This window comes from uncultured Desulfovibrio sp. (genome assembly GCF_902477725.1).
GTDB lineage: Bacteria > Desulfobacterota > Desulfovibrionia > Desulfovibrionales > Desulfovibrionaceae > Desulfovibrio.
The window spans coordinates 45,216-71,933 of the sequence record NZ_CABSIF010000014.1 but is presented as its reverse complement, the minus strand read 5'-3'; the positions used below and the strand labels follow the sequence as shown (position 1 = coordinate 71,933).

The following is a 26,718-nucleotide window of genomic DNA, read 5'->3' as shown; positions in this document are numbered from 1 at the left end:
GGCACTGTGCGGCTATCGGCAGTTTTTTGGCCGGAACAGGCGCAGAATATCCACAAGGGTCTGATCTTCACCAAAGCCTCCAGCCTTGGTAACCACCTGAAAACCATCGCAATACCCACCAACGATCGTTCCCAGAGCAACACCGGGCGATATCTCGCGTGAAAGGGCAAGCCCTGAACAAATTTTTTGCAGCACGGCAAAGGCCGTTTCCCCGCCGGTCATTACCAGCGCCGTTGTCTGCGGAGATTCCGCCAGTTTTTCAAGCACAGTCACAGCCGCCAGCCCCACGGCATTGCTCAGTTGGATGCCGCTTGCCGCAGTGGAATCTGCTCCCCCGGCTTTTTTTTCAGGTGTGCTGAGAACGGCATTGCCGCTTTCAAGGGCCAGAAGGGTATCCGCAACCGCGATTTCCACGGCTTCTGTTCCGGCATCGACAAGACGGATCAATTGCACGCCGTTGCCAACAAGATGCGTGATCTGTTTTCTGGTTGCCTCATGCGCGCTGCCGCAGATGAAAAACACGCGGTCAACCGGTTCCACAACCGGTGCGTGTGTATCTGCCGGGGACTGGCTGCTGGATGATGCGCCGGGCTCAATGCCCGTTTGGGCATCAGTAAGGGCGCTGGTCAGGGCGTTTGCCAGGGCGCTGGCCAGCCCGGCAGAGCCGATGTACAGCGGAGGAAACTCAAGCTTTTGCCCCGCCGCCACCAGGGCATCCAGGTGTGCGGCATTTACAGCGTCAAAAACGATGATTTCATGACCGGCATTCTGCAAATCAGCCACATAGGCGGTAATAAATCCCTCGCCGTGTTCCATGACAGAAAGTGGCACGCAGCCCACGCTTCGCCCGCAGGTTTCTCGCACAACTTCGGCTATGGAAGATTGCCGCACCGGAGTGATGGGGTCGTTGGCAAATGAGGTCTTGTGCACGGGCGCGCCGTCCACAAGCAGATGCCCGTCCACCACTGTGCGACCGCATTCAATGAATGCCGGGGACAAAAAGGCCGTTGCAAAACCATAGCCATCCATGAGTGCGTCTATTTCTGCCCCAAGGTTGCCGCGCAGTGTGCTGTCTATTTTTTTATACACCATCTCGGGGTGCGCGGTGCGGACATCCTTTGCCAGATGCGACGCAATCTTCGTCATCCGAGCCGCCGCATCAACTGCCGGGAGGTTCCTGGTGTTGGCGTTCAAGGCAAGCATAGCCGGGAGTTTGGGCCGGGCAAGCACGGCCTCAAGACCCGCATGCCCGGCATCCAGAACTATCCACGTATCCACGCCGCGCTTGGCAAACTGGATTCCGGCGTCATTGCCGCCGGTAAGGTCGTCCGCGACCAGTAGGAACATCAGCACTTCCTCGTCAGAATGCTTGTGTAAATGGTGCGGATGTCAGTTTTTCCCAACGGCTTGGGATTATTGTTCAAAAGGCGCTTTACTTCAAAGGCGGCATCCACAAGCCAATCCAGATCAGAGGCCGGAATGCCCAGTTCTTCAAGCGAGGCCGGAATTTTCAGGTTGCGGGTCAGCGCGGCCAGAAAGTCCACCAGATATTGCGCCCGCTGCTGTTCGCTCTTTCCCGCAAGGCTCTCGCCGCGCGAGGCGGCGGCAAGCTCTGCTACCTGAGCCAGCTTTGCCATGCAGGCGTCCATATTGTAGGCAAAGGCGGGGGCAAGCAGAATGGCGTTTGAAACACCGTGGGGAATACGGTAGCGCCCCCCAAGCGGATATGACAAGGCATGCACAGCATTTGTGCCAGAGGACGCTATGCACACCCCGCCGTAGAAGGCGGCCAGCAGCGTATCGCCGCGCGCCTCAATATCTTTGCCGTTTTCATAGGCCTTTTGCAGGCTTTTGAACGTCAGCCGCATGGATTCAAGAGCGAACATGTCGCTGATGGGATTGGCCTTGTTGGACACAAAGCACTCGAGCGCATGGCACAGGGCATCCAGCCCGGTGGCGGCGGTAATATGGGGCGGCAGGCCGCAGAGCAGTTCCGGGTCTAGCACCACATAGTCAGGCATGAAGTACGGACACACCACGCCAACCTTGAGGTTCAACGCGGGGCGTAAGGCGATGGAGTTGGGCGTGGCTTCGGAGCCGGTGCCCGCCGTGGTGGGGATCATGACCAGCTTCACCTGCTTGCCGGCAGGCAGCCGCCCTTCAAACATATCCACCATTGAAGGGCCGCCCTGAACCATGACCGAGACAAACTTGGCCATATCCATGACGCTACCGCCGCCCATAGCCACAATGACACTGAGGCCGGGTCTGTCCACAGCCGCTGCAACTACCTCTACCTGCTCCTCGGTCGGTTCCGGGGGCACATCCCAATATTCTGAAAATGAAGCAGCGCCCTCGCGGCAGGCAGCCAGCACGCTATCCGCAACTCCAGCCCCTTGCACGCCCTTGTCGCTGATAAAGAGGATATGTTCCCCGGCCAGAAGGGCACCCAGCTCATTGGCCTTGCCGGGGCCGTAAACAATGGTTGATGGCAGTAAACATTTGAAAGGAGTCATGTGCATCTCCTGTGAATGGCTTTGATGGTTTCAGCCGATGAACGTCGGCTGACAGCCCGATTGAGCAAGAACGGTGCCACCACAGGAAACACATCATAACATCATAATTTATTTAATATAATAATAAAAAATAACTATTCTGAAGTCAGCATCTCAAAATTGCAGGGATATATTTTGCACCATTATTCATGCAAATTATACCAGCGATTCAATGGAGCCAGATGCTGTTGGTGCGGCATTTAACCCTGCAAGGCGTCCCCGGCCTGCTCCACATCACCACAGACCATTGCGGTATTTCTGTAATGGGGAGGCGGCAAGAAGCGCGGCATATTCAATGGCCTTGCGCATGGCGGCGTGCAGCGCGTCAGCCTGATCCGCCGTGTCAAACACCGAAGGAAACTCCACGGAGGTGCGCACAAAGGGCAGGCCCAGGGTCACATTGATGCCCGGTGCACCGCACCATGAGCCGGAACGCGCGCAGGAGCAGTTTTTCATTTTGAGCGGTATCTGCCCCTGATCATGGTACATGGCCACCACCAGATCAAAAGCTCCGGAGCAGGCCTTGGCAAAAATAACATCCGGTGCAAACGGCCCCCTTGCGTCCAGCCCTTCAGCCACGGCCCGTGCAATAGCGGGGATTATGGCTGTTTTTTCTTCCTGCCCCAAAACGCCCCCCTCGCCCGCGTGAGGATTGAACCCGGCAACGCCGATGCGCGGGTGCACAATGCCAAACCTGCGGCAGGTTGCAGCCCCCATGCAGATGACGGACAAAACCCGATCTTCGGTGATCCGCGCCGCCGCCTCGCCAAGGGGAATGTGGGTGCTGACAAAAACAACCCGCAGGTCGCCGTCTGTGGACAGGGTACAGTGCTGGTGCTCGGCAAAGAACTCGGCCAGCATGCTCGTGTGAAACCGCTGCGGATATCCCGCCATACCCAGAGAAATACCATTGAGGGGGGCTGTAACCAGAGCGTCAAGATGTCCTGAAGCGGCAAGCTCAAAAGCTTTGCGCACAGCGTTAAAGGCAGCCCTGCCCCCCGCCGCCGAGGGCTGCCCTTGTTCCGTCATTTCCAGGCCGGGGGAATCCGTCTGCACCAGCAGAATACATCTATCTGTGGGCAGGCGACTTTGCCAAGGCAAGTCGCCGGGACTGATACACACCAGTTGCTCCTGGCCTATACCTGCCTGCCCTGCCGCCCGGCGCAAGGTGGCCTCATCACCAAAAACAACGGGCTGAACCACCTGAAACAGACCGGAATTGTTCAGGGATCTCATGACGAGCAACGGGCCAATACCCTGAGGCTCCCCCATGGTGAAGCCCATAACCACCCTGTATTGCATATGAGCCATCTGGCACCGCCTTGCGATTTGCCGCCGCTCATAAGTGCTGGGCCTGCGGCACGCAAATTGAATTTGCTCTGGGCAAGCAAGGATTGCGCCACGCCATAATACGCTTAACTTTAACGATTTTATCAAAATTGATTTTTTAATACGCCACCAACAGATGCATTTTGCCTTTGCGCGCTGGTGCAAAATGCGATAGGCAACAATAAACATTGGCCTCCGCATAGAATGGGCCCAGCCGTTCCCGCCATCGCACCGCACAGGCCCGCATGCCCTTCAACCATTCAGGCAGCAGCATGAACACCATCGCCTTTATTGCACCGAATAAAAAACTTTTTGATTCCGTATGCCGCGTGGTTGAGGAAGAAAAATATCCCATTACCGTGCTGCTTGGCGATATGGAAACAGGCGTGCAACAGACCCAGAAGGCTTTGCAGGAAGGTGCAAAAATAATTGTCAGCCGTGGCGGCACAGCCCTGCACATCGGCAACACGCTGAACATAGAGGTCATCAGCGTCAGACCGTCATCATACAGTGTTTTTGACTATATATATAACAATACTACAGAAAAAACACGCATTGCATTTGTGGGATTTTCGCCCTTCATCAAAATATGCAGACCAATATGCGACATCCTGCACAGGGAATATCAGGAATTTGAGATTTCCAACCCTGGCGTGGCTGGCTTGATCATGGATCAAGTGCTGGCCTGGAAACCGGATGTTGTGGTTGGCGACACTATCTCCGTTCGCTGGGCCAGCAGCAAGGATATCAAGATACATCTTGTTGAATCCAACCGCGATTCCATCGTTGACGCCTGCGAACAGGCCATTCTGGTGCGTAACAACCTTAACAAACATATTGCCGCAGCCAACAAGCTTACTGTCGTACTCAACTGCGCGCAGGAAGGCGCGCTGCTTGTCAACACGGAAGGTTTTATTGAAGAAGTGAACCAGCAGGGCTGTTTGCTGTTGCAAAAAGAGCGCGAGGAACTGCTGAATACCTCCGTGCACAGCATCTTCACTTCAGAAGAACTTTCCGCAGCCATACGTTCGGGCACAAAACTGACCACCAGCATTGTGTCGGTCAACGGCACTGACTTTGCCGTGGATACGGTGATAAGCCCGCCTTACCTGGAAGCTAATTCTATTGTTCTGCTTTTTCAGCGCGTTGAACACATTCTGCAAAAAGAAAACAGTGTGCGTCAGAAGCTGCGTGAAAGCGGATTTATTGCCAAGTATACCTTTTCAGACATTATTCACGCCAGTGCGGCCATGCAGCAAACCATTGCCAAGGCCCGGCAATACGCCGCTGCCACCTGTAGCATCATTATTCAGGGCGAAACCGGCACGGGCAAAGAACTTTTTGCGCAAAGCATCCACAATGCGAGCACCCTGGCCAAAGGGCCTTTTGTGGCTGTTAACTGCGGCGCCATCCCCAAAGATTTACTGGAAAGCGAGCTGTTCGGCTACGCGCCGGGCGCGTTTACCGGGGCCATGCGCACCGGCAAGCCGGGGCTGTTTGAATTATCACACGGGGGAACGCTCTTTCTTGATGAAATAACCGAGATGGATTTTTTTCTGCAAACGCGCCTGTTGCGCATTTTGCAGGCCAGAGAAGTGATGCGCATAGGCGACAACAAGGTCATCCCCATTAACGTGCGCGTGATTGCAGCGACCAACCGCAACCCAGCCGAAGAGGTGGCGGCGGGCAGGCTGCGCGCCGACTTGTACTACCGCCTGAACGTGCTTGACCTTAAAGTTCCGCCGCTACGCGACAGACAGGAAGACATCCCCCTGCTTTTCAACAACTTTGTGCGGCAATACGCCAAACAGTACGGAACAGCAGCTCCCAAAGCGGGCAAAGACCTCCTGCGCTGGCTTTCTGCATATTCATGGCCGGGCAATGTGCGCGAACTTGAAAATCTGGCGGAAAAATTCATCATCCTGCGGGGCGAAATTTCCTGCGAAGCTATTGCTGCGCAACCAGCGCGAAGCGGCGATGAAATCGCGTTGGCAGAAGGCGATGGCCGCCTGGATACGGTCATCGGCAATTACATCCATATGGTCATTGATCAGTGTGACGGAAAAATCGCGCGCGCGGCGCAGAAACTTGATGTGGACAGAAACACGGTCAAACGCTGGCTGGCGCGCTGCCCCGTGAGGAAGGACTAGGCAGCTTTATGGCGAACCACAACCAAGGCACGCGCTGAAGAGGTACGCTGAACAGATGCCGGGCACCATGCACGGGGCTGCATACAAGGCATGGCCATCTGCTTCCATTCGTCTTCCAGCATGGCCATTAAAATATCATCCTCATACTTGCCACCATACATAATCGCATCGCGCCGGATACCTTTTCTGAAAAGCATGCCCTTGAGAAATTAGTGTTCCTGACACACGAGCACAATAATGAAACGTAGCAACTTCACTGATGAGCAGCTTATTGGGATACTGCAGTAAGCTGAGGCTGGAGTTTCCGCTGCCGATATTGCAGTCAGAGTGGTATCTCTGGTGCGACCTTTTACAAATGGCGCAGCAAATTCGGTGGAATGAATATCTCTGATGCCAAGCCGTTACGCCCGTTGGGAGAAAAGAAGGCCTGACTGAAACGAATTGTTGGCGAGCAGGCTCTTAATATCGAGATCCTGAAGGAGGTGATCTCAAAAAACCATTGAAGCCCGCAGCCAACAGAGAAGCCAAGCATCACATTCAGACTGAACATGGCTACACAGAACGGTTGGCTTGCCGAGTGAGCCAGTTCAGGCGCTATGCAGCCAGACGACTACTATCTGAAGATCGTGATCTTCTTTTACGGACGCGGATGCTGGAACGGGCAAAAGATTGGTGGCACTTCGGTTCTCTGCGCCCGCATGAGTTATTGCGCCGGGGAAGGGCTGGTGCAGAACCACAAGCGGATAGAAAGGATGTACCAGGAAGAAAACCTTTCGTTGCGCACCCGCGCGTGAAGCGTCCAGCTAGGCCCGTATTGTCCAGGCTGGCCCTGATAGCCCAGATGAACAATGGCCGATGGATTTTGTAAGCGACTCTCTTGTGGGGGGCGACGCATCTGGATTTTGACAATTGCCGATCTATGGGGTCGCTCAAGTCCGGCGCTTGAAGTGGACATGCCGTTGCCTGAAGTTCGAGTTGTTGCGCGTCCTTGAGAAACTACGCCGTCAAGGAAGGTTACCGCAACGAATCGAGGTTGATAACGGGCCTAAATTCAGCGATAAAGCCCTGGGGGCATGGGCTTTTGAGCCCGGTGTGTAGATTGAGTTCTCTCGTCCAGGGAAACCCACGGATAATGAGCACATTGAAAGTGTTAACGGAAAATACCGGGATGAGTGTTTAAATCAGAACGTGTTTCTGTCCCTGCACGATGCCCGCAGAACGGTTGAAGCATGGCGACAGGATACACCAGCGATGACCGCACAGCTCATTGGGCTGGCTGACACAGGAAGAGTTCCGTGCAAAGAATATAACCCATTGGAAACCACTAACTTACAAGTGAGATGCACAGTGGGGTAAGGTCATCATCCCGGGATGATGACTATTGGACAGCTAAGGTGCGCTTGAGACACATGGACAGAATTCTAACCAGCATCTGCCAAAAACAGCTAATGGATTGCCCTGACTTCCGGGGAATTCAACGATAAGAATCCACCTTGCAACTCGTTATGAATTAGCAAGTTGCAAGTAGTACACACGGGGGGGCATAAGATCAATATGCCAATACGATTATATGCTCAGGATACCAATAGACTACGTGCTACATTCATCAGAAGCAACGTTGAGATACTTTTTGTAGCTTGGCAAAACTTCGGAAGGAGTTCCATACATTGCAATCTCGCCATTTTTAATCCACAAAATAGCGTCACACCACTCTACAGTAGACAACCTGTGTGCTATAATCGCCACAGTAACGGACTTTGGTAATTCTGCTATTGTTTTCATTATTGCAACTTCAACCCCCAAATCCAACGAGCTTGTAGCTTCATCAAGGATCAAAAGCTGCGGTGATGCATATAGGGCACGAGCGATGGAAAGGCGTTGTGCTTGACCTCCAGAAAGACCGGTTCCACCTTCCCCTATAGGTAGTTCAATGCCTCGGGGGTGCGTATCTACAATGTCCAGATGGGCAAGTCGACAAGCGTCCCGTACCTTTTCCGGATCATATGCTCGTCCCCATTGGCTGAATGCTACGTTTTGCGCAAGGGTTCCTGGCGCGAGGTATGGAGCCTGCGCCACATAACCCACCCCCAGCATATATGCAACTTGCTCCGATGCAGATAGTTCTTTGCCATCCACGAGCATCCGCCCCGCCGTGGGTTTAATAAGTCCACTAAGGATGTTGGCCAAGGAACTTTTACCTGCGCCAGACTGCCCGATGATCCCCAGGCTTTTTCCTTTAAAAATTTTGAAAGATACGCTTTGAAGGCTGGGTTGCTCTGACAACGGATAGCAAAAAGAAACATTGTCAAACGCAATTCCTTCGGAAAATTCAAGCCGTTTTGCAGCTTTTTCCGGCTCAGGCAACGGATTTTCATGAATTTTTTGAAGAAAATCCACGCACTGCAGGGCTGCATAACGTGCCCCTCTCAGTGCTACCATGTTAGTCATCGACCGATTGAGTAAGGGCAACACTCGCCAAGACGCCAGCATGATCATGGTCAAGACGCCTGTGATGCGAGACATGGATGCATCATAGAGCCCTACCATTATCCAGAGCGTTGCCGGGATCACAATAAAAGCAACACTTTCCAGAATCCAAGTTGGGATAGGTGGTGCAACTGTGATAAGAGCACGGCTTGGCATTGCTTTAGAACCAGCCGTATGAAAAGCATTAAAAAAATACTGTTGTTGACGATAAATATGGACTTCCATCATGCCACGTTTGGCATTATCAAGAGCAAGATACTCAACATTAGAGTATTCCGATGATTCTTTTCCTGCAATATCAACAGCCTTTTTTATAGTTTTATAAATAAAATAGCACAATATAGCAACAGCACCCAAAGTTATGAGTAAAACTTCCGGGGTAGCCGAAACAAGTATTAAAAACAGAGAAGCCGAAATAAAAATATAGGTATAGACTTGCATCAAATTAACGAGAAAGAATCCTAGCTGCCCGCGCCAGGAAATAACTTGGAAAATATGCTGCGTTTTTCCAGAAAGATAATCAAGATATGGGCTATTCAAATAATATTGAAATAGAGTATCCCCGGCATAAAGGGAAACGGTTTCTCCAAGGATGGCCGTACGCGCCCCAACAAGCCCAGACATGATATTCTTCGCGGCTGTCAGAACTGCGACTAGGACAGCCACCCAGAGTGCAAACATTCGGACATCCGCCTGCAGTTTTTGGAACACAGGGAAAGTAGCGAATATTTGGCTAACAAACGACAGCTCCATTACCTTATCGGGCGAAGTGATGCTCAATGCCAAAAATGACAAAGAAAGCACAGAGCATGCTTCAAAAATAGCAAGGAAAATCATAAGTAAAAACACAAATAGAACTTTTCGTTGTATATATGATGGAACTATTTTGTAAATTACTAAAAAGTCCTTAAACAACATATTCTTAAAATTAACAAAAAGAGACATGGTACATGTGCCCCATTTTTAATTATTAATCGCAGTAACAGTTGAGCGCACTAATGGACAGAAGTACTTTCTTCTTTCCTTGCCTTAATGCCCCTCAGGATAGTTTCAACAAATCTTTTCCAAGTGAATTTCGGTGCCCAGATTAAGCCTCGGTGCCTCAAATCTGCCCGCAATTCTGGATCGTCAAGGAGTCGCAACATGTTACGGCTAAGAGAGGCTACGTCGCCCGGTGGTACAAGAATCGCTGCATTGTCGGCAACTTCCAATAGTGAAGTGCTTGCAGCTGCTATGACCGGGGCTCCGCAAGACATGGCTTCCAATACGGGGAGCCCGAAGCCCTCATATTCAGACATGTATAAAAAACCATGACAACCGGTCAAAAGTGCAGCTACAGTTTGGTCTGATGCAAAACCAGTCAGATGAATGCGCCCGGTCTCTGCCCCTTCCCGCAAAATTTTGCCGCAATTCCACCCATTTTGCCCGATCAGGATCAAATGGATGTCCGTTCGTTTTTCAGCGAGGCGCTTAAAGGCTTTGATTACAATCGAGAGTCCTTTTCGGGGCTCAAGTGTGGCAAGGCACACGAAGTAAGGATCTTGCTCAGGTACGCCGTACATCGTAAGGCTGGCGGTAATTTGCTCTGGACACGATGGCCGAAAATGATCTCCGCCGCCGTGCAAGGCCACGTATACATTGTTCTTGTGCTCAGCGGAGAAATACTCAAGAAAATCAGATCTGGTAAACTGAGAATTAGCCCAGATAACATCTGCCTTTTGCAGGTGCTGGTTCATAAGATCCAGACATGGAGCTTGGAATGGGTGTTTGGATGTCAAGCGTAAGGGAATAATATCGTGTAACACTACATGTGTCTGCAGACCTGGGATGTGGGCAATACTCTCTGGTATTGGCTGAAAACAAGAGAACCAAACAGCTACGCCCTGTGCAGGTAAACGCGAAGACACAACTTTCCGTAGCGTTTTATCTGGCCGAGCGTAAGATGCAAACGGGCAAACTTTCGCCAGACGCTTGATCCCGCCCTGCAGCTTGCTCGGTAAAGGAGCGAGGAGCTTACGGCCCAGCTTCTTGGCCCACTCCTTTAGGTGTAAAAAACGCCCTCTCCTTGGAGGCTGCGCAATAGCGATGACATCTGCCTTGCATGCCCAATTATTTTTGGCCTGAAAACGCTGTACGAATTCTTCCATGCCGCACGGGCACACAAGTTCAACATGGACATCGTCACGAAGGAGCAACGCCCTAAGGGTTCGCGTGGCCATCCGCCCGATACCTACTTTATGGATATCTGCTTGCTCCCAAAGGGCCAAGGGTGTCGCGTCAAAAAAAATTAAGACAGGAGGAACCTTCATAAAATCTTCGTGCAAGTTATACCTGCCTCGGGTGCAACACTCTAATATATTCTTCCATATCACTGTACTTGCGAAATAACGCAATAGAAGTGTCACGTAAAGAAAGCAGCAAAGCAGGTTGCTGAATCAAAGAGATCACGCTGGCAACCATGGCTGGCCTATCAAGAAGGTTATGCCAAGAACATGTAGAATGAAGCCCTGCACTTCCGGCAAGGCTACAAAGTAAAGGACGCCCAAAGCTGAGTGCTTCCAGTGATTTAACTTTGATACCAGTTCCACTACAATCAGGATTAACGGCCATATCGAGATCGGCATAAAAAGACTCAAGCCTTTCCACACGCCCAAGGACATGCACGGAAGGTTCTTGGGAAGAAACAAAACAACCGACATCACCAGCAATACGCAACTCCGCTCCACAGCACAATACTGGCTCTCGCTCCCATAGTCGCACAAAATCGATTACCGCGTTCCGGTTATTTTCATTGGCGCTAGCAATTATGCCCACTGCAAGCTTGCCTCGCCGCCGTGGGAGCGAATATGCGGTGTTGTCGGCAAAAGGAATCTTTACCGTAACAACCTGCCGTTCAGCATTGGTCTGTTGCTCGAATATTGTCTTTTCCTCATCTTGAACTGCAAAAATAATATCCGCACGGAGCATGCATCGTGCCTGCTCCTTATCGCTGAGGTTCAACCAAGCAAGCCTCTTGGGCAACCCCTGCTTTTCGAACAGGGCAGCACGTCCGGCAAAGTTGTCATGCATAAAGAGATATTTTTTTATTCCCTCAGGAACAAGTTCCAAGACTTTGGAAAGCCACGGCTGATGAACGATGACCGCCGCATAATGACCATTTTTCAACATTTGGGCGCAAGCGTCCAGCAGTTCTCCCCCGCACCATTCGTCCAAATTTGTGGCAGTGACCCCATCGTCTAATCGACTCTGACAAGAAATTTTGGGGAAAATCACTGCTGCTCGGTCAAAGCGACGCAATAGCGCCTCGCGCGATGCCCTTGAAAACTCATCCTGCACATAGAAAAGAACATCCAGCACATAACCCATCTCAACAAGTAACGAACATTGGGCCAAAATACTCGCGCCAACTCCGCTTGGAAGAAAGGGGTTGCAGCTAAAGACAATTAGGCAGCGCGATACAGAGTCTGTTTGAGGCGGGTCTGGCAAAAGATCGCTGTACAGTGACTTTTCACCGGAGAAGAACGCCGAAGCAGTACCTACAGATCGAGCGAGATTAGACTTAAGGCGTCGATAAAACAAAGCACGATCGTTGCGCCAGAGGTCAAGGGCTTTAGAAAATGATGGCATACTTTTTATGATTGCGGAGGCAATAAACGGCTTTAGGCATTATTCGACTCTATGCGACGGGAAATGGTTTAGCATTGCCTTCTCAACAGTTCTTTTAGGCCCCTTTGTCAAGGGCGTTGAAAAAGTAGCTTGAGAATATCTATTTCCATAACATTAACATCATATTTCCATGACCATCCCCAGGGCACTCTTTCCGTCTCTGCTGCATGATAACTCCAGTGTTGCCGTCTCAAGGCAGGCAACAAACTAGACATCACATTTAGGTTTTATCACCTTACATATTTTTAAGTATATTTCTCTGGAGCGGATTTTAACCGCCAACATTCTGAGTCCTCATTAGACACAATCAAAAAATTATAAAGACACTAACCCAATTTCTTTATATTTAGGTATGTTATTTTTGTGAACATAGAATACATTGTAAAATTTGTTTTCACAATCAAAGCTTATACATCCATTTGAATAAAAACCTTTGTGATACCCGAGAGGCGTAAGGAAACTATTAATCTTCTGATCATCACCTTCGGACATTATTAGAGGGATGAACCTTTTTATAGTATTTACCGCACCACGTAATACATTATATTCCATACCCTCAACATCAATTTTCATAGCAGCTACAGGGAGCTGGAAATCATCAGGGTGTGCAAAAATGAATTTATCCAGAGTTGACAGAGTAATATCGAACTCAGCAATAGAAAGATAATTTTTACTATTTTTATAAAAATCTTTAATGTACTGATCAATCAAATTAGCAAGAGCTTGCGGGTCGTTAATATTACTTCTCGCAAGTGCAGAAATCCCTGTTTGATTAATGACTGGCATCATGAAGCGCACTTTACTTTCTTCGTCAGACAATCCAGTTATAGAAAAATTGTATTTGCAATTATTTAAAGGAGCAATTTTATTCTTAATATATTCAAGATTTTTTTGGTGAATATTAAATGCTTCAAATGAAAATATAGGGCAGGTAACCCCAGTTGAGTAAAATGATGTCACTGAGTATCCAGCATTTGCGCCAATATCTAATATCATATACTCATTGTCTTTAAAAAAAGAAAACACATTATAGCATTCATCGTGAACCTGCCGTTCAGAAAACCACACATCAGCATATTCTGGTTTTTGTTCTTCCTTTAATAACGAAAAATTCGTCATCTTAAAAGTAAACGTATCACAACTTGTATATGCCTCAATCATATCAGTGATTTGTTCTAAAGAATTTTGCGTTGATATGTACTTTGCGTGTCTAACGAAAAGGAGACGTTCGATATAATGCTTGATCTGTTGAATCATTTTTATTCTCCCAAATAGGCAAGTAGCTCTCAGCTAAGTTGTTTTTAATGTGATTAAACACCCTGACATATAACACATTATATAGCTTATGTAGGGTTTTGCAAAAACATCAGACAGCTCTAGAGATTCAATCCATCTCCGGTTGCTAAAAAAACAATATATGCAAAAAGTTTTTTTCGATTAATCCTCATACGCATGCATTATCAATGCCCTTCTCATCTAATATCTAATTCCACATTGTCCATCAGCAAGAGCTGAGTAAAGTGTCAAATTCTTCTAAACTAGTTTTATAAAATGTATCATATCGCTCTTTACTGCAGTCAGCCAAAGACTCTAGTCGCTGCGGCTCAGCATGCAACAGAAGTACGCAGTCAACAACACCACCCATAGATAATTGTGAATGCATGGGATTACCAGTTTCAATGCCCTTGCAGCCACACGCTGTAGTGACCAACGGCATACCGTATGCCATGGCTTGTACAGTTTTCACATTTATACCTGTGCCTAACAGTACGGGGGAAACAACAACATCGACTTCTGCATAAAACGTTTTGATATCATCCACGAACCCAAGTATGCAAACCCATGGCTCATTAAAAATCCATCGCTTATCCGCTGAGACGTCGTCAAGCATGGTGGAGACCTGACCTGCGATGCGCACAGAAAACGGCACATCGGCTACCTTCGATTTGAGCGCAAGCAAAAAATCAGTCACCAAATCAAGATTAATTCTATTGGCACTGGCCACAATTCCTACCGAAGCCAAACGATCATACTTGCGTTCAATAAAATGCGGGGGCTCAACATGTGGAATAACAATAGCGGTATCACGCCCTGAAACCTCATTGAAATAGTTAGCCTCCTCTGCTCGCCGGGCCACAACAATATCAGCTCTGCGCAGATAGCGCCCCTCATCTTCGGGTGTGCAAGAAAAAAACTCTGTCTTTAACCCTCGTGCCTTCTGCGCCTCGTAGCGGCCTCCCATTTTGTCGTGTGTATCAATGACCTTGAGAATATGGGGTGGCACAAACTCCAACATTTTTGACTGAAATACATAGGAGCAAAATAAGATATCAATCTTGAATTTTGCGCACAGATAGGCAATGTGCTCACCCAATCCTTTTTCATACCAACCGTCAAAGGGAATATCCTCTCCCAATGAGCTATCGTCTTGGAATGGGTATGGCAATATGGTAAAGGAATCCCAGGCGTCGCGCATGGCTTGTTGATCTTCTGGTGTATAGCGATCAAGCCCTAGCAAGGCGAAGTGAGTCTTGCATCCTTTCTCTCTGAATATCTTGCCGAAAAATTGGATTGTACTACGATTTCCGTGGCTGGCGGGATGCGATTGATACGGTGAATAGTAAAGAATGTTCAAAGAACGTTCACCGTTGGAAAGTTGCGATGCTGCCCGATAGCGATCCTGAGATGCAATTTGAATTGCGGAGGTATCGCAAATAGGGGGAAGCTGGCAATCTTTTGATTGCTCTCCGCCAAGTAGGTATGCCTCCATATTCGGGCACACTATAGTTAGGGGAAGTTCGCCTGAAAATCCAATATATCCGCCACTCTCGTTGAAAAACAACACATCATGCCTTTGAGAAGAAAACAGTCCATCCTTTTTCCGGAACAAAGCCAGATTGGTGGAAACTAAGGGCACTGAACGTGATACCATAAAAAATGGTGCATTCCACGCTTCTCCTTGCCCCAAGGGCTGGATACGCCCACCGTTCATCCTAGCACCAGCTTCACACAAGGAGCCTTGAAGACTAAGGAGGCGACCACCGCACACTGCAACTGAGGGGGAATTCTTCAAAATGGCAATCCCTTCAGCCAATCCACCCATCAGAAGCTCTTCTGCACCAGCCAGCAAGATATAATCACCTTGGCAAACCGATTCGAGAAATCTCAAACTTTTTAGAGACAGTCCATCAACTTCGCGGGCATGTTGCCAAGGAATATTCATCTCGGAAGCCCACGCTGGGACATCGCCTCCCCAAAATATGATTTCGCATGGGAGGCATGCCTTGTCGCTTGCATCAAGCAAAGCGCTTACGACTCCTTTAATATTGCCAGAATCCCTGGGCACTTTTACGACAAAAGATAAGGCCGGATCGCCTGGAATAGCTGCGGGGAATGGCTTCTGTGTAAAATATTGGGCCAATACTGATGGGGATAGCAGCTCACATTTTTGCAGGAAGGCTATGACATCATCCTGCTCAATGTGGCTGGAATTACCTGACAGATTGGGTGGGGTGATGATGGAAAGGCCTACTGGCTTGAAAGAAACTTGACCGGCAATAAGATAATCAATTTTTCCAAGGAGATCTGTGTCAAGAGGACGTACTTCTTCAGAGTCTTCGCACACACAGATAATTTTTGCTCTGGGTGAATTGTATCGAATGCAGTCAAGCACGACATGGTGCAGTCCTGCGGGTGGAAGAAGGTAGACCGAATAGCTATCACCAATATCATATAGATAGTCCAATATATTTGCACGGGCGCTACTGGCAACAACTCTTCGTACTCCAAGGTGCCGTAATCGGCAAAAATTCTTTACAAAAAAAGTGTTTTGTTCCGTAAATACTTCAATCTCATATTTGTTAATTTTCAGAATGTGCAAAAAAGAAAGCATGAGACGGCTTGGCTTCATATTTTTACAAAAAAACAGGAGGATTCTCTGGTGGGGATTTACGCCACTTACGCGCAAATTATGGATATTTGCCGCACTCGCGAATAGAATTCCCTTGATGCCAATGCTACGCAACTTTACTGCAGCGTTGACAATCCCGCCCCAGATACCCCCATGCTTGAAAATATAGGATGCTGTAAAAAATAAGAATAAAGTCGGCACTGCTTGATAACGCGGAAATTGTGAGCAAATTCGCCCTATTTTTTTTCGAGAGGTAATGACCTCTTGGAAAAAAGTGCGGCCACGCATTAACCCGGTTCGAAAACTAGTTAGCCCTCCTGAATAATAATACGCAGAAGGAACAAGCAGGAAACAAACGAACAGTGACGGAATCGGGGTATTCATAACAAACTTATTCATTATAATAAATTATTTGAGAGCCGCTATTCTCAAGTTCAAAAGGAACATAAAGTAATTTTCCGAGTGCTTCCTTAACGGCGGGCTGGTTTTCAGGGCGTACAAAAAGAAGAAAAAATCCGCCTCCCCCTGCCCCTAGGAGCTTTCCCCCTATTGCTCCAGCCTTGCGTGCTGTCTCATATATTTCATCAATCCGATCCGTTGTGATCCGATTTGAGAGTTTGCGTTTGAACATCCATGATTCATGCAACAGTTTTCCGAAGTCACAAATATCAGTTTCTGAAGTTAGTATACTCAGGGCATCGTCAACCATGGCGCGCATAGTGTGCAACTCTTCTGCTCGGTTGCCTATATTCTTTATCTGTGCATGTGCCACTTCAGAGGCAGAGCGGGAAAAACCAGTAAAAAAAAGCATGAGGTGTTCAGACAGCGCTATTTTACGTGTTTTTCGAATAACCACAGGCTGCACTGTAATGGTTTCATCTTTGCCAAATCGTATGATATTGAGCCCACCGCAGGCCGCAGCTACTTGATCTTGTGAACCAACATGCTCCGCGAGAACATCCTGCTCATAACGGATGGCCTCCTTAGCAAGCCACATGGGTGAAACCCTTTTACCGAGAAGGGCTTCCATAGCATGCAGCAGGCCGACCAAAAAGGCAGAGCTAGACCCAAGCCCTGAGCGGGCTGGCAAATCGGCATCAGAGTGCAGTTCAACTCCATTTTCACACTCATATGCTGATAACACCGCATTAATTGCAGGGTGAATTATTTCTTCCGGCGATCTGACATCTTCCACTTTTGAATACGCCACACGGTACTTGTGGGGAAAGAAGGGGGGAAGCCAACGGCATGTTATATATGTAAACTTGTTTATTGTAGTGGATAACACTGCACCACCATGTTCACGATACCAAGAGGGGTAATCTGTTCCACCTCCAAAAAAAGATACGCGAAAAGGGGTTCTTGAAATAATCAATTTATATCTCCCTTTTGTAATGATGAATTACACAAGGTGCGGCCAGGAAAAACAATTGTAAATATTTGTTGAAGTATGCGCGCCGCAGCATCAGTGTCAGCGTGCGCCCATTGGGCACCGCAAATTCCAAGCTGTTGCTCAACACTATGGGGAACGTCTTTCAGTACACATGGCACTGGGAATACTTTATCCCCTCGCATAAAATCCATGTTGCCTGACCATCCAGTAGCAACAACATAGAGGCCCTTACGAGTGGCCTCAAAGATAGTTGACCCAAACCCTTCAGAGCGATGGAGCGAAAGATAAACGTCATGTTTCCTGTATAGTGTATCGAGTTGTGAATCAGTAAGCCATTCCGAAATAACATGCAAGTGTGGAATTTTCTTTTCGCATTCGTATAATTTCTGCATTGCCGCAGGGGAAGCGTGCGGAGAAAGCACCTTTATCGTCAGCTCGCCTTCTATCGGGGTAAAGGCAGAACAAAATGCCTTGATTGCGCCTTCGGGATTCTTGCGTTCCATAGACGAAGCTAGATCGAAAATAAACAGACAACGCAGTTTTCCAGTAGTGCCAAAGGATTTTCGATCCGAGTTGAACGCTGCGAGTTGACCTACTGGCGGCACCACCCGTACTGGTTTAGCTGTGTATTTTGAAATAATGTCTTTGGTAAATGTGCTCGGCACTTCAATCTCATCCACCACGTCTAGGCAACATCGCCAAACCATTGGTAATTTTTGCAGTTCCCAAGCCCAGTAAGCAACAATGCGTTTATTGCTGAGAAATTTTTTACCCAGTCGTGCCAGAGCGAGCAGGAAATGGGGGGGATTCAAATGGATGACGATTGTCGCGGGTGCTGTGTACTCCCTCGCTTCTTGTAGCGTCAGAGTCGAAAAAGTACAGCCTTTACGATTTGGCTGGCATGTCGCATCCGTTGTATCCACCAGCACCGGGTTGCATTGCAGTATGGATTGTCTCTCGCAATATCTCTCAGCAGAACGACTGATCCCACCGCCGCCCCTAAAATTTCCAAACACCATTAGTTTACGGTCAGAAGGCTGCTCAATATCGTCAATATTACCAGGAGATTTCCGGCGCGACGGCACCGCGTAGCGAATAATAAGCCATATAGCCAATTCTTTCAAAATGTTAGGTGCTTTTCTCCAAATAAAACGTATCACATCATTCTCGTTTAATATTGTAAAATTTAATGTTGAAAAAATAAATTTTAAATTCACAATTAAACGCATTGCCCGGTGGATAGAAGCTAAACCGTGAATAACCGTGCCTCAAGAGCGGCACACAGTGTGTGATACACGATGATATGCCATTCCTGAATATGAGGAGTAACAATGGCAGGCACGTCAATAAGAATATCCGCCAAACTACACATCGCGTTTTTTGTATTACCAGTCAAGCCAATAATTTGAATATCCATACTTTTTGCAACATGCATGGCTGCAAGTACATTGGCTGAATTGCCCGAAGTGCTGATGGCGACAAGAGTGTCACCGGCCTTGCCCAGGTTAAATATCTGTTGGGCAAAGACGATATCACTGCAGATGTCATTTGCACAGGCAGTAGGCAGTGCAACGCCTGATACTAGTGAAATGGCTGGGATGCCTTGCTGGAGTCGTTCAACCAGATCTTTCGAGCAACCGCTGCGCGCAAGGCGTTCCCTTTGCGCTCTGCCAAGAGGACGACGGAGAAGAAAACCCTTCATTAACTCGCCAACAATATGCTCAGCATCAGCTGCGCTACCTCCATTGCCACAAGTCATGACTTTGCCACCCTTGGCATACGTTTGAGCCAGACTATTCACGGCATCATTACAAGCGGCACGCAACGGTAACAGCTCAGGATATCGTAAAATCATATTCTCAATGTAGTCCATTGCATACGTCCTTCAATATATGCTGTGTTGCCATCATGAAGTTATCGCAGACAGTCACCCCACTGAGGATGGGCCCGCTAAATTCTGTTGCATTGCCTGAAAGAACCAGTATTGGGCGACAACCAGCAGATAGCGCCGCTTTCATATCCGTGTATGCATCACCGATCAACCAAGAGCGCTGCAGATCAATATTCATTTCTGCCTCGGCACGCAACAGCATGCCTGGTTCAGGCTTACGGCAAGAGCATGGACCAGTAAAGTCCGGATGATGTGGACAGTAATAAAATGCATCTATGTGCACTCCTAAATGCCACAATTCTGCATTGACCCGTTCATGTAGCCTGTGAATATCTGCTTCGCCATAAAATCCGCGTGCCACTCCTGCCTGATTGCTGACAACAATCAGACGAAATCCAGCCTGTTGCAATTTACCCAAACCATCACACACACCTGGAAGCCACTCCCAATCATCCCATGAGTGCAGATACCGAGTGTCTCTGTTCAATGTCCCGTCTCTGTCAAGAAAAACAACCGGGGAGAGTTGGGGTTCAGTCAAGGTACTCACCCTCAAGATATTAGCTTTTCATATTCTCAAAAATAATTTGAGCGCGAGCATAGTCCTCTGGTACACCAATGTCGATAAACAGACCATCTGCGACAAATAAACCAAGGTGCGAGCGGGCAGCGATATGAGCGAAGTAATCCTGTTCTAGTGAAAAGGCATGCCCTTCGGGAAACGCCTCTAGTGCGCTTCTGGGGAGACAATAACACCCCGCACTGATCAAGGCTGGGCCAGGTTGGCCTTTTTCGACGAATCCAACGATCTTGCCATCTGCGACTCGTAGATGCCCATATCGTGAAGCATCGTCAAGCCATACTCCAACGAGTGCTGGCTGGGAAGTAAGGGCGCAATATGCCTGAAAAGCTGAGATATCAACGTCCGTAAAAGTGTCGCCGTTGACAACAATTGGCATCATTGTGTCACAAGCATTCAAGGCTAGCCGAAGACCTCCGCCAGTTCCCAAGGGCTCCTCTTCCAAAGCATAGCGGACAGGCACCCCTTCAAAATATTTCCCGTAGCGATTCATAATCATTTTGGCCAGGTACCCGACAGAGAGCACAAATCCAGCACAACCTTTACACACCAACGAGCTTAAAAGAATATCCAAAAAAGGCTTCCCGGCAACGGGCGCTAGTGGTTTTGGAATATCTGGAATAATCTGGCGCAGGCGTGTTCCCAATCCACCCGCTAGCACAATGCACTCAAAGGGGGCGGCATGGCGTAACCGTGAAGGAGCACTGGATGTATTCGCTTTCTGTTCTAAGTTCATCTTGATTTCTGGCCTGTCTGTGTGATGGTCTATAGCAAGGTTTTGGGAATTGCCATGAGGACTGTATCCCAGCAATTCGTGTAGTCTATATGGTGCCGTTCCACATGCAGTGTGTAGGCATCCGTCAAAGATTCAAGGTACGGCTTTGTTTCAAAAAATTCTTCTGGGGTGTGATAGAGAGAGAGAGAAAGCACTGGCAACTGACTTATAATGGTTTCCCGTGCCCCCTTGAGCGCAGCAAGGCCGAAACCTTCAAGGTCGAGTTTGATAAAACCCACGTGCAGACGCTGTGCTGCCACATAAGCGTCAATGCTACAAACGGTTATCTCTCTTTCTTCTCCTTCCCTTCGGGCGAGCAGTGATGTCCCTTCCCCTGAATTATCCACAAAAAGGCCTTTTCCTTTCCTTTCCCCAAGTCCTTCATTGACGATGACATAGCAGGAACTTTCCACACCATTGGCTCGCATGACATCGTCGTAACGCTTACATGTTGCGGGACTAATTTCAAAACTATGAATTTTTTTTGGTTCGTAGTATTTGCCAAGCACCAATGCGCTATCCCCAATCCAGGCGCCACCATCAATGAAGTCCTTGTGGCGAATGTAGTCGAGGACAGCCTTGCTTCTGCTGCGTAACCCATGATGAAAAAGGAAAACACTTGGCTCAAAGTATGCATTGAATTCGGCATAGTGAAAATTTTGACGATACGTCGGGAGTTCTGCTTCGTAGCGCTCTTCTGACTTTTTTTCCGTGGGGGATTGAAACATTTTTCGCAGGAGTGCAGAAAACGCAAAAAAACGTTTTCCAGCAACTTCCGCAGGATATTCTGGCAAACGGAGAGCCTTGAACATGAAATGGTCTACAACAGCAAGGGATTCTGCATCCAGTCCTTTTTTAAGAATACACAATATTTCTGGAATATTATGCTCAAGAAAATACTGTTTGAAGGAAGCGCCCTCAGATATATCCGTGATTCCATCAATCCTCTCAACAAAAGGGAAGGCCTCTTTCCAGTTAATATTTTCAAGTATCAGCGAGACAAACCTTGCTTCTTGCGCCTTTCTGCATGGCTCAGGCAACGCATAAAACTTTTTCAGCAAAATGCCCACTTGTTCTGAGTCAGAAGTCATACCGTCAGCACCAGAAAACGCCTGCTTCAACTCAAGAAGGGCCTCAAAAGTGTCAGAATTTTGCCTCTCTTCACATGGCGGTATCGGAGATGTAGGAGGCGTTAAGCAACACCTAAGCATGCGCAAACAGCGTGATAACATTAAAGAACTCCTTAGCATGGGGTTAGATACCGTAATGCAGATCTTTGGCAACATGAGGCAAATACGGACAACCAGCCATACACCCTGAGAAATCTGAATTCAATATTTTCCACCGCATCAATCTAAATTCTTCGCAGTTGAGAACTGCATTCCAATCGATCATTTCATTTTTTAAATAGTCTTTCAAATTTATTTGATAAGCATAATTCCAATTGCAAGACACTACCATACCGTTTTGCGAGAGAGTCAAAGAGTTCCACGGATCTGCGCATAGGCGTTGATGATTTTCACTTACAGCATTAATAAAATAATGACCGCAGCTACTGCCGACTTCTTGGCCTCGCTCAACATTCTTTTTGCCGTGGGATTTGCGGGCGGTCATGCGTTCCTGATGTTCTCTTTCCTCATTACGCCCGGCTGCAAGCTCAAGAAGGTCTGCATATTCTTCTTTCAATGACTCAAGAGGGATAGCATCTACATCCCGCTGCGCCGCAGCTGCGATTTTTTCCGGCAGAAAAAGCTTAACTTCCAGTCGCACCTTACCCGCAAGCACCCGCTCCATCTTGAGCATTTCACGCAAAGCCCAATCCAAAACAGGAGTGGGGAAACGTTCAAGGTGTAGATACTGCTGGTTCATGAGCAGATGAATGCGACGACACCCCCAAGACAATCCCATACGGACAAAGTCAATAATTTCATGGGCCGTTTCTGGTGAAACAACCATGGTTATTACAGGTGCAAATGCTTGCAGATCTGCTTCACGCAATTTTTGCACATAGGCGTTGATGTTCTCATGTACTCGCTTCCAGGCCTTTTCGCCTCCCTCGGGCCAGATGGCACGAGCGAATGTCGCCGGGCTCGCCGCATTTACTGAAAAAGACATATACATAAGATTAGTAACGGCAAAATCCTGCCATTTTTCAGTAAAAGCTAGTCCATTAGATTCCATATGAATTGTCACTGCAGGATAGTTTTGGGCAAGAAAGGAAACAACCTTGAACCCTTCGGAAATCGCTGTAATTTCACCGCCGAAAACATTAATTTCCTGAATGCGTTCATAAAGTGGACGGCAATATTCATATATCCATTTGGGATCCATGTCAGGACACATTTGTCGATCCAGATCCCAGTCTTTTTGATAGCAAAAAGAACAGCGCATATTGCAACGTGCAGTAATCTGCAGATGCAAATGCCCTCCTTCCAAAGTTGAATAAAGATTTTTATCGTTTAAATTATGAATATCTTTACAAGATAATTTTTTATATCCACCACTGAAATTTTCTCTCGATGTGGAATTATCAATCTTGAGTAAATGCGTTATTTCCCCGTTATCATGCTTTATTTCACTATGGACAAAAAATGGAAATGTTTCCTTCCAGTTGACGCGTGGCAAAATTTCCCGTTCAAATCTGCCAAGAGCTTCATTGTCATCCGCCTTCTGCAAGCGGCTATAAAATTCGGAAAGAGCAGCTACAACGGCACGATCTGCTGTTAAACCATCGCTGCCCGCATGTTTTTGCACCAAGATTGCCGCACCTTCAACCGTATCTGGGATGAATGGCGAGAATGCCGCGGAAATATCAAGGAATTTTTTATTTAGCAGTGAATGCAGCTTTGGGAACATATTTTCAACCTCGTAGTTCGATTATTTGGATATCACGGCCCTAATAGCTTACTCAATTTTGCCCCGTCATTTCACTCCACTCGGTAGATTTTGCCACAACACCACAAGCTAGAGAAAAGTAGTAAAACACACTCCACGAGATCGAGAGTGCATGGACGCCTATGTTGGCTCCCTTAAGTATCTTACCAAAGAAAATCAATAGCCAGCGTCACTATTCGGCAACTCACCATTTGCCCCATGGAAATCTCATTAGTTTTTTGGAGTGGGTCTACCTCAACAAGCCTAAAATATTACAGAACTAGTTGATGGCGCATACCAATAAAACGGCGGGGCCTTACCGATTTTGACAATTTTGTGGCAATTCAACATATTTAAGTTAGCATGAATATATTAAGTAAGGACGCAACACAGTCAAAATACATTAATTAATTTTCAGATTCTGTAGTGTATTCCCCGGATGTAATGGCCGCGTTTATATTTCTGTTCACCCATGCTCCGCAAATTGGGCAGAAGTAAACTACAATCGCCAATCGTGTTCCTGCCAAATATGACGTCATTACAAATAAACTTCATTCACGGAATTCAAAAGGCTTAGACTTATTGTGCCCAAGTACCTTTAAATCCTTCTGGACACCCTAGCTCCGTAGATGGGTAAAAGCAACAAAAAGGAAGCTTACGTTACAAAGCAATCCCCATTACACCTGCGGAAATCAGTAAGAGGTTTTGCCTGCAAAGTGCTGAACGGAGCCTTTAGAAGTGTCGCATGCGCCTCGTGGCAAGAACATTGAGCGACCATTGTAATGCCCCCCCACAAACCAAGCGGCCTTTAAGGGAGAATCCTTCCAGTTTTTTACCAGTCTGCTGATGCACGTAGTGTGCTTCCGGCCATAAAGCGCGTTGTTCGGATGTTCCAGGCTGCTCCATTCGCACAGCCAAAAGAGTTCTTCCTTAATTGTGCGCATTGTCCGTTCGGCATCTGCATTTCCATTGGGATAGTTATAATTGGTGAATGCCTGTGTGATGCCGAGTGTTGCGCATCCGCGCATAAAAGCCATCCCTGTCGGTTGGCAGCCGTTATCTTCATCAGGCTTAGACCCTACCTTCGAAGGCCTTCGAGAAAGTGCGCATGGATGGTCATATTCAGGGCTTGCAGCCACTCATGACTTCGGCTCTGGTAGCAGCATGATGGCAGGAGTAGCCCCCATTTCGACCGGACACCCCTCTAACTAAGGAGGAGGTGACCCTCCCCCCGAGAAGTATGCCATTGAAAAGTTAGTGTTCCTGACATAGGAGCACAAGAATGAAACGTAGCAGATTCATCGAAGAGCAAATTATTGGGATTTTGCGGCAGGCTGAGGCTGGAGTTCGTGTCGTTGATCTGTGCCGTCAGCATGGCATCTCGGATGCGACCTTTTACAAATGGCGCAGCAAGTTCGGTGGAATGAACATCTCTGACGCAAAGCGGTTACGCCAGTTATAGGAAGAAAGCGCACGGCTGAAAAGACTTGTAGGCGAGCAGGCACTTGATATTGTCGTCCTGAAGGACGTGATCTCAAAAAACTTTTGAAGCCCACAGCTAATAGGGCAGCCATGCGGAACATCGTAGGCGACCAAAAATGAAGTTCTCATCTGTAGAAGAAGAACTCGCCTATGTAAAAGCAGAGCTAGACTATTTAAAAAAGTTGAATCGCTCCCGATTCGGGCACGAATGGGGAGCGCACCAAAAAGAGTTCTTTTCAAAATAATTGATGAGATGCGCAATTATTCATCTTTGAAAACACTACTTCACTTTTCTGCCTGTCCAGATCAGGTTATTATAAATGGATGGTGGCAAGCCAAAGAGCTGATAGTGAAGCCGAAGTTACAGCCCATATTAAAGCTATCCATTCCCTGCGGCCATTTTATGGATATCGCCGCATGACGGTGGACTTACGGCGTGAAGGCTTTATTGTGAACCACAAACGTGTTTATAGGCTTATGCATAAGCTCGGCATCCAGTCTGTCATTCGCAAAAAAAACGTCGGTACTTTGGTAAATCTGGCAGCATAGTATTTCCGAATTTGCTTGGGCGTAACTTCAAAGTTCAACTCCCCAACAAGAAACTGGCGACAGATATAACCTATTTGCCTACAACTAGTGGCTTTATTTATCTGTCTGTGGTGCAAGACTTGTGCAACAACGAAGTCGTGGCTCACGCCATCTCATCCAGAAATGACCTTGCTCTTGTACTCGCCACATTAGATAAACTTACGGCAATGCCAGGTGCGGTTGTGCATTCAGATCAAGGATTTCAATACACGCACAAGTTGTATCATAACCAGCTTGAAAAATTACAACTTCATGGAAGTCATTCGCGCAAAGGCAATTGCTTGGACAATGCATGCGTTAAGTCATTCTTTTCACATTTGAAGGCTGAAGTATTTCTCGGGAAGTCAGTGCAGAGCAAAGAAGAAGCCAGCACTCAGGTTGAAGAATATATACGTTTCTACAACACCGAACGATTTCAAAAAAGGCTCGGCCAGCTTTCCACAGTAGAATACCGGGAAAAAACTGGCCGCTTAATCAGGCTCTACCTCAAAGACGGGGCATTATTAACTGTCTACTTGACGGGGTACAGACCACCTAGCGGGGGGGGGGGCTACATACAAAAAGGGCTTGCATTGCTGCAAGCCCTTACTTTTTTGGTACCGGGAGCGAGACTTGAACTCGCAAGAGGTTGCCCTCGGCGGATTTTGAGTCCGCTGCGTCTACCAATTCCACCATCCCGGCAGACTGATCAAGGCACATGGGCAATGCCGCATATGCATGACGTGAGTGGCTTTGTAGCCCAAGGTGCGCCGATTCGTCAAGCCCTCAGCGCGGTTGTCTCTCTGATTGGCCAAAAGCAGCTCGGCAATGCAGCCAGACAGCGCTCACGCATGGCTTGCCCCATCTTTGATTTAGAGCCAATTTAACAGATTGCGTTTCGGCAAAACAAAATCACGGTCTTTTAATGCCCGATCCTGTCAGGCACTCCTATAAGGCTGTCTAATTTTACTGAGTTGATTCACGAGGAAGCAGCCCGGGGCTAGATTGCCATGCCTTGCAGGCAAAAAACTTTTTCTTTTCGTTCAAGCTTTAAAATTTCCC

General features: G+C 47.8%; 19 protein-coding genes, 1 tRNA gene and 3 pseudogenes. 7 read left to right on the top strand and 16 right to left on the bottom strand.

Going from position 1 to position 26,718, the window contains the following annotated elements; genetic code table 11:
- Positions 1-12: 12 nt before the first annotated feature.
- The 3 genes from RDK48_RS12620 to RDK48_RS12610 form a co-directional block, all read right to left on the bottom strand.
- Positions 13-1,347 carry a four-carbon acid sugar kinase family protein gene (locus RDK48_RS12620; RefSeq protein ID WP_298995352.1) on the bottom strand — a complete coding sequence of 445 codons (1,335 nt, stop codon included), beginning with the start codon at positions 1,345-1,347 and terminating at the stop codon, positions 13-15.
- Positions 1,347-2,516, bottom strand: coding sequence for an iron-containing alcohol dehydrogenase (locus tag RDK48_RS12615; protein WP_298995349.1), 1,170 nt, complete (start codon positions 2,514-2,516; stop codon positions 1,347-1,349). Before RDK48_RS12615 ends, RDK48_RS12620 begins: the two co-directional genes overlap by 1 nt.
- 273 nt (positions 2,517-2,789) lie before the next feature.
- Positions 2,790-3,866, bottom strand: coding sequence for a PdxA family protein (locus tag RDK48_RS12610; protein WP_298995344.1), 1,077 nt, complete (start codon positions 3,864-3,866; stop codon positions 2,790-2,792).
- A 290-nt stretch (positions 3,867-4,156) separates the two neighbouring features.
- On the opposite strand from RDK48_RS12610, the gene RDK48_RS12605 reads away from it, so the two are divergent.
- The 4 genes and pseudogenes from RDK48_RS12605 (at position 4,157) to RDK48_RS14995 (ending at position 7,390) form a co-directional block, all read left to right on the top strand.
- Positions 4,157-6,034: a sigma 54-interacting transcriptional regulator gene (locus RDK48_RS12605; RefSeq protein WP_298995341.1), complete on the top strand. Its 1,878-nt coding sequence runs from the start codon at positions 4,157-4,159 to the stop codon at positions 6,032-6,034.
- Positions 6,035-6,360: 326 nt separating this feature from the next.
- Positions 6,361-6,465: pseudogene (locus tag RDK48_RS15000) on the top strand (hypothetical protein); the annotation flags it as partial.
- A 165-nt stretch (positions 6,466-6,630) separates the two neighbouring features.
- Positions 6,631-6,828 carry a hypothetical protein gene (locus RDK48_RS12600; protein ID WP_298995338.1) on the top strand — a complete coding sequence of 66 codons (198 nt, stop codon included), beginning with the start codon at positions 6,631-6,633 and terminating at the stop codon, positions 6,826-6,828.
- A gap of 304 nt (positions 6,829-7,132) precedes the next feature.
- On the top strand, positions 7,133-7,390 hold the full coding sequence (locus RDK48_RS14995; protein WP_366125080.1) for a transposase: 258 nt from the start codon (positions 7,133-7,135) through the stop codon (positions 7,388-7,390).
- Positions 7,391-7,624: 234 nt separating this feature from the next.
- Here the strand turns inward: RDK48_RS14995 and RDK48_RS12595 are convergent, their stop codons facing one another.
- The 12 genes from RDK48_RS12595 to RDK48_RS12540 all read right to left on the bottom strand — a co-directional run bounded on the left by RDK48_RS12595 (position 7,625) and on the right by RDK48_RS12540 (position 23,589).
- Positions 7,625-9,466 (bottom strand): ABC transporter ATP-binding protein, encoded by a 1,842-nt coding sequence (locus RDK48_RS12595; RefSeq protein ID WP_298995335.1) that lies wholly within the window; start codon positions 9,464-9,466, stop codon positions 7,625-7,627.
- 50 nt (positions 9,467-9,516) lie between these two features.
- A complete protein-coding gene (locus tag RDK48_RS12590; protein WP_298995332.1) occupies positions 9,517-10,830 on the bottom strand; it encodes a glycosyltransferase family 1 protein in 1,314 nt (437 codons plus the stop codon).
- 16 nt (positions 10,831-10,846) lie between these two features.
- Positions 10,847-12,148, bottom strand: a complete 1,302-nt coding sequence (locus RDK48_RS12585; protein ID WP_298995329.1) for a glycosyltransferase — start codon at positions 12,146-12,148, stop codon at positions 10,847-10,849.
- Positions 12,149-12,502: 354 nt separating this feature from the next.
- Entirely contained in the window at positions 12,503-13,444 is a 942-nt protein-coding gene (locus RDK48_RS12580; RefSeq protein WP_298995326.1) for an FkbM family methyltransferase, read from the bottom strand.
- A 244-nt stretch (positions 13,445-13,688) separates the two neighbouring features.
- The gene (locus tag RDK48_RS12575) at positions 13,689-16,496 is read right to left on the bottom strand and encodes a glycosyltransferase (RefSeq protein ID WP_298995324.1); all 2,808 of its coding nucleotides are present in this window, start codon (positions 16,494-16,496) and stop codon (positions 13,689-13,691) included.
- Complete coding sequence (locus RDK48_RS12570) at positions 16,489-17,292, bottom strand: kinase (RefSeq protein ID WP_298995321.1); 804 nt, start codon at positions 17,290-17,292, stop codon at positions 16,489-16,491. The genes RDK48_RS12575 and RDK48_RS12570 overlap by 8 nt, the downstream gene beginning before the upstream one ends.
- Before the next feature lie 176 nt (positions 17,293-17,468).
- Positions 17,469-18,707 carry a glycosyltransferase gene (locus tag RDK48_RS12565; protein WP_298995318.1) on the bottom strand — a complete coding sequence of 413 codons (1,239 nt, stop codon included), beginning with the start codon at positions 18,705-18,707 and terminating at the stop codon, positions 17,469-17,471.
- A 29-nt stretch (positions 18,708-18,736) separates the two neighbouring features.
- The gene (locus RDK48_RS12560; protein WP_298995315.1) at positions 18,737-19,363 is read right to left on the bottom strand and encodes an SIS domain-containing protein; all 627 of its coding nucleotides are present in this window, start codon (positions 19,361-19,363) and stop codon (positions 18,737-18,739) included.
- Positions 19,350-19,919, bottom strand: a complete 570-nt coding sequence (gmhB, locus tag RDK48_RS12555) for a D-glycero-beta-D-manno-heptose 1,7-bisphosphate 7-phosphatase (protein ID WP_298995312.1) — start codon at positions 19,917-19,919, stop codon at positions 19,350-19,352. The genes RDK48_RS12560 and gmhB overlap by 14 nt, the downstream gene beginning before the upstream one ends.
- Positions 19,920-19,938: 19 nt before the next feature.
- Positions 19,939-20,694, bottom strand: coding sequence for a nucleotidyltransferase family protein (locus tag RDK48_RS12550; protein ID WP_298995309.1), 756 nt, complete (start codon positions 20,692-20,694; stop codon positions 19,939-19,941).
- A 29-nt stretch (positions 20,695-20,723) separates the two neighbouring features.
- Positions 20,724-21,965 (bottom strand): FkbM family methyltransferase, encoded by a 1,242-nt coding sequence (locus RDK48_RS12545; RefSeq protein ID WP_298995306.1) that lies wholly within the window; start codon positions 21,963-21,965, stop codon positions 20,724-20,726.
- A gap of 22 nt (positions 21,966-21,987) precedes the next feature.
- Positions 21,988-23,589 carry a radical SAM/SPASM domain-containing protein gene (locus tag RDK48_RS12540; RefSeq protein WP_298995300.1) on the bottom strand — a complete coding sequence of 534 codons (1,602 nt, stop codon included), beginning with the start codon at positions 23,587-23,589 and terminating at the stop codon, positions 21,988-21,990.
- Between the two features lie 1,300 nt (positions 23,590-24,889).
- Between RDK48_RS12540 and RDK48_RS12535 the strand changes: the two are divergent.
- The 3 genes and pseudogenes from RDK48_RS12535 to RDK48_RS14985 form a co-directional block, all read left to right on the top strand.
- A pseudogene (locus RDK48_RS12535) lies at positions 24,890-25,147 on the top strand (transposase); the annotation flags it as partial.
- A gap of 266 nt (positions 25,148-25,413) precedes the next feature.
- Positions 25,414-25,638, top strand: a complete 225-nt coding sequence (locus RDK48_RS14990; protein WP_366125095.1) for an IS3 family transposase — start codon at positions 25,414-25,416, stop codon at positions 25,636-25,638.
- Positions 25,611-26,129 (top strand): annotated as a pseudogene (locus RDK48_RS14985) (IS3 family transposase); the annotation flags it as partial. The gene RDK48_RS14990 and the pseudogene RDK48_RS14985, both read left to right, overlap by 28 nt.
- A gap of 142 nt (positions 26,130-26,271) precedes the next feature.
- Here the strand turns inward: RDK48_RS14985 and RDK48_RS12530 are convergent.
- A tRNA-Leu gene (locus RDK48_RS12530) sits at positions 26,272-26,358 on the bottom strand.
- Between the last annotated feature and the right edge of the window lie 360 nt (positions 26,359-26,718).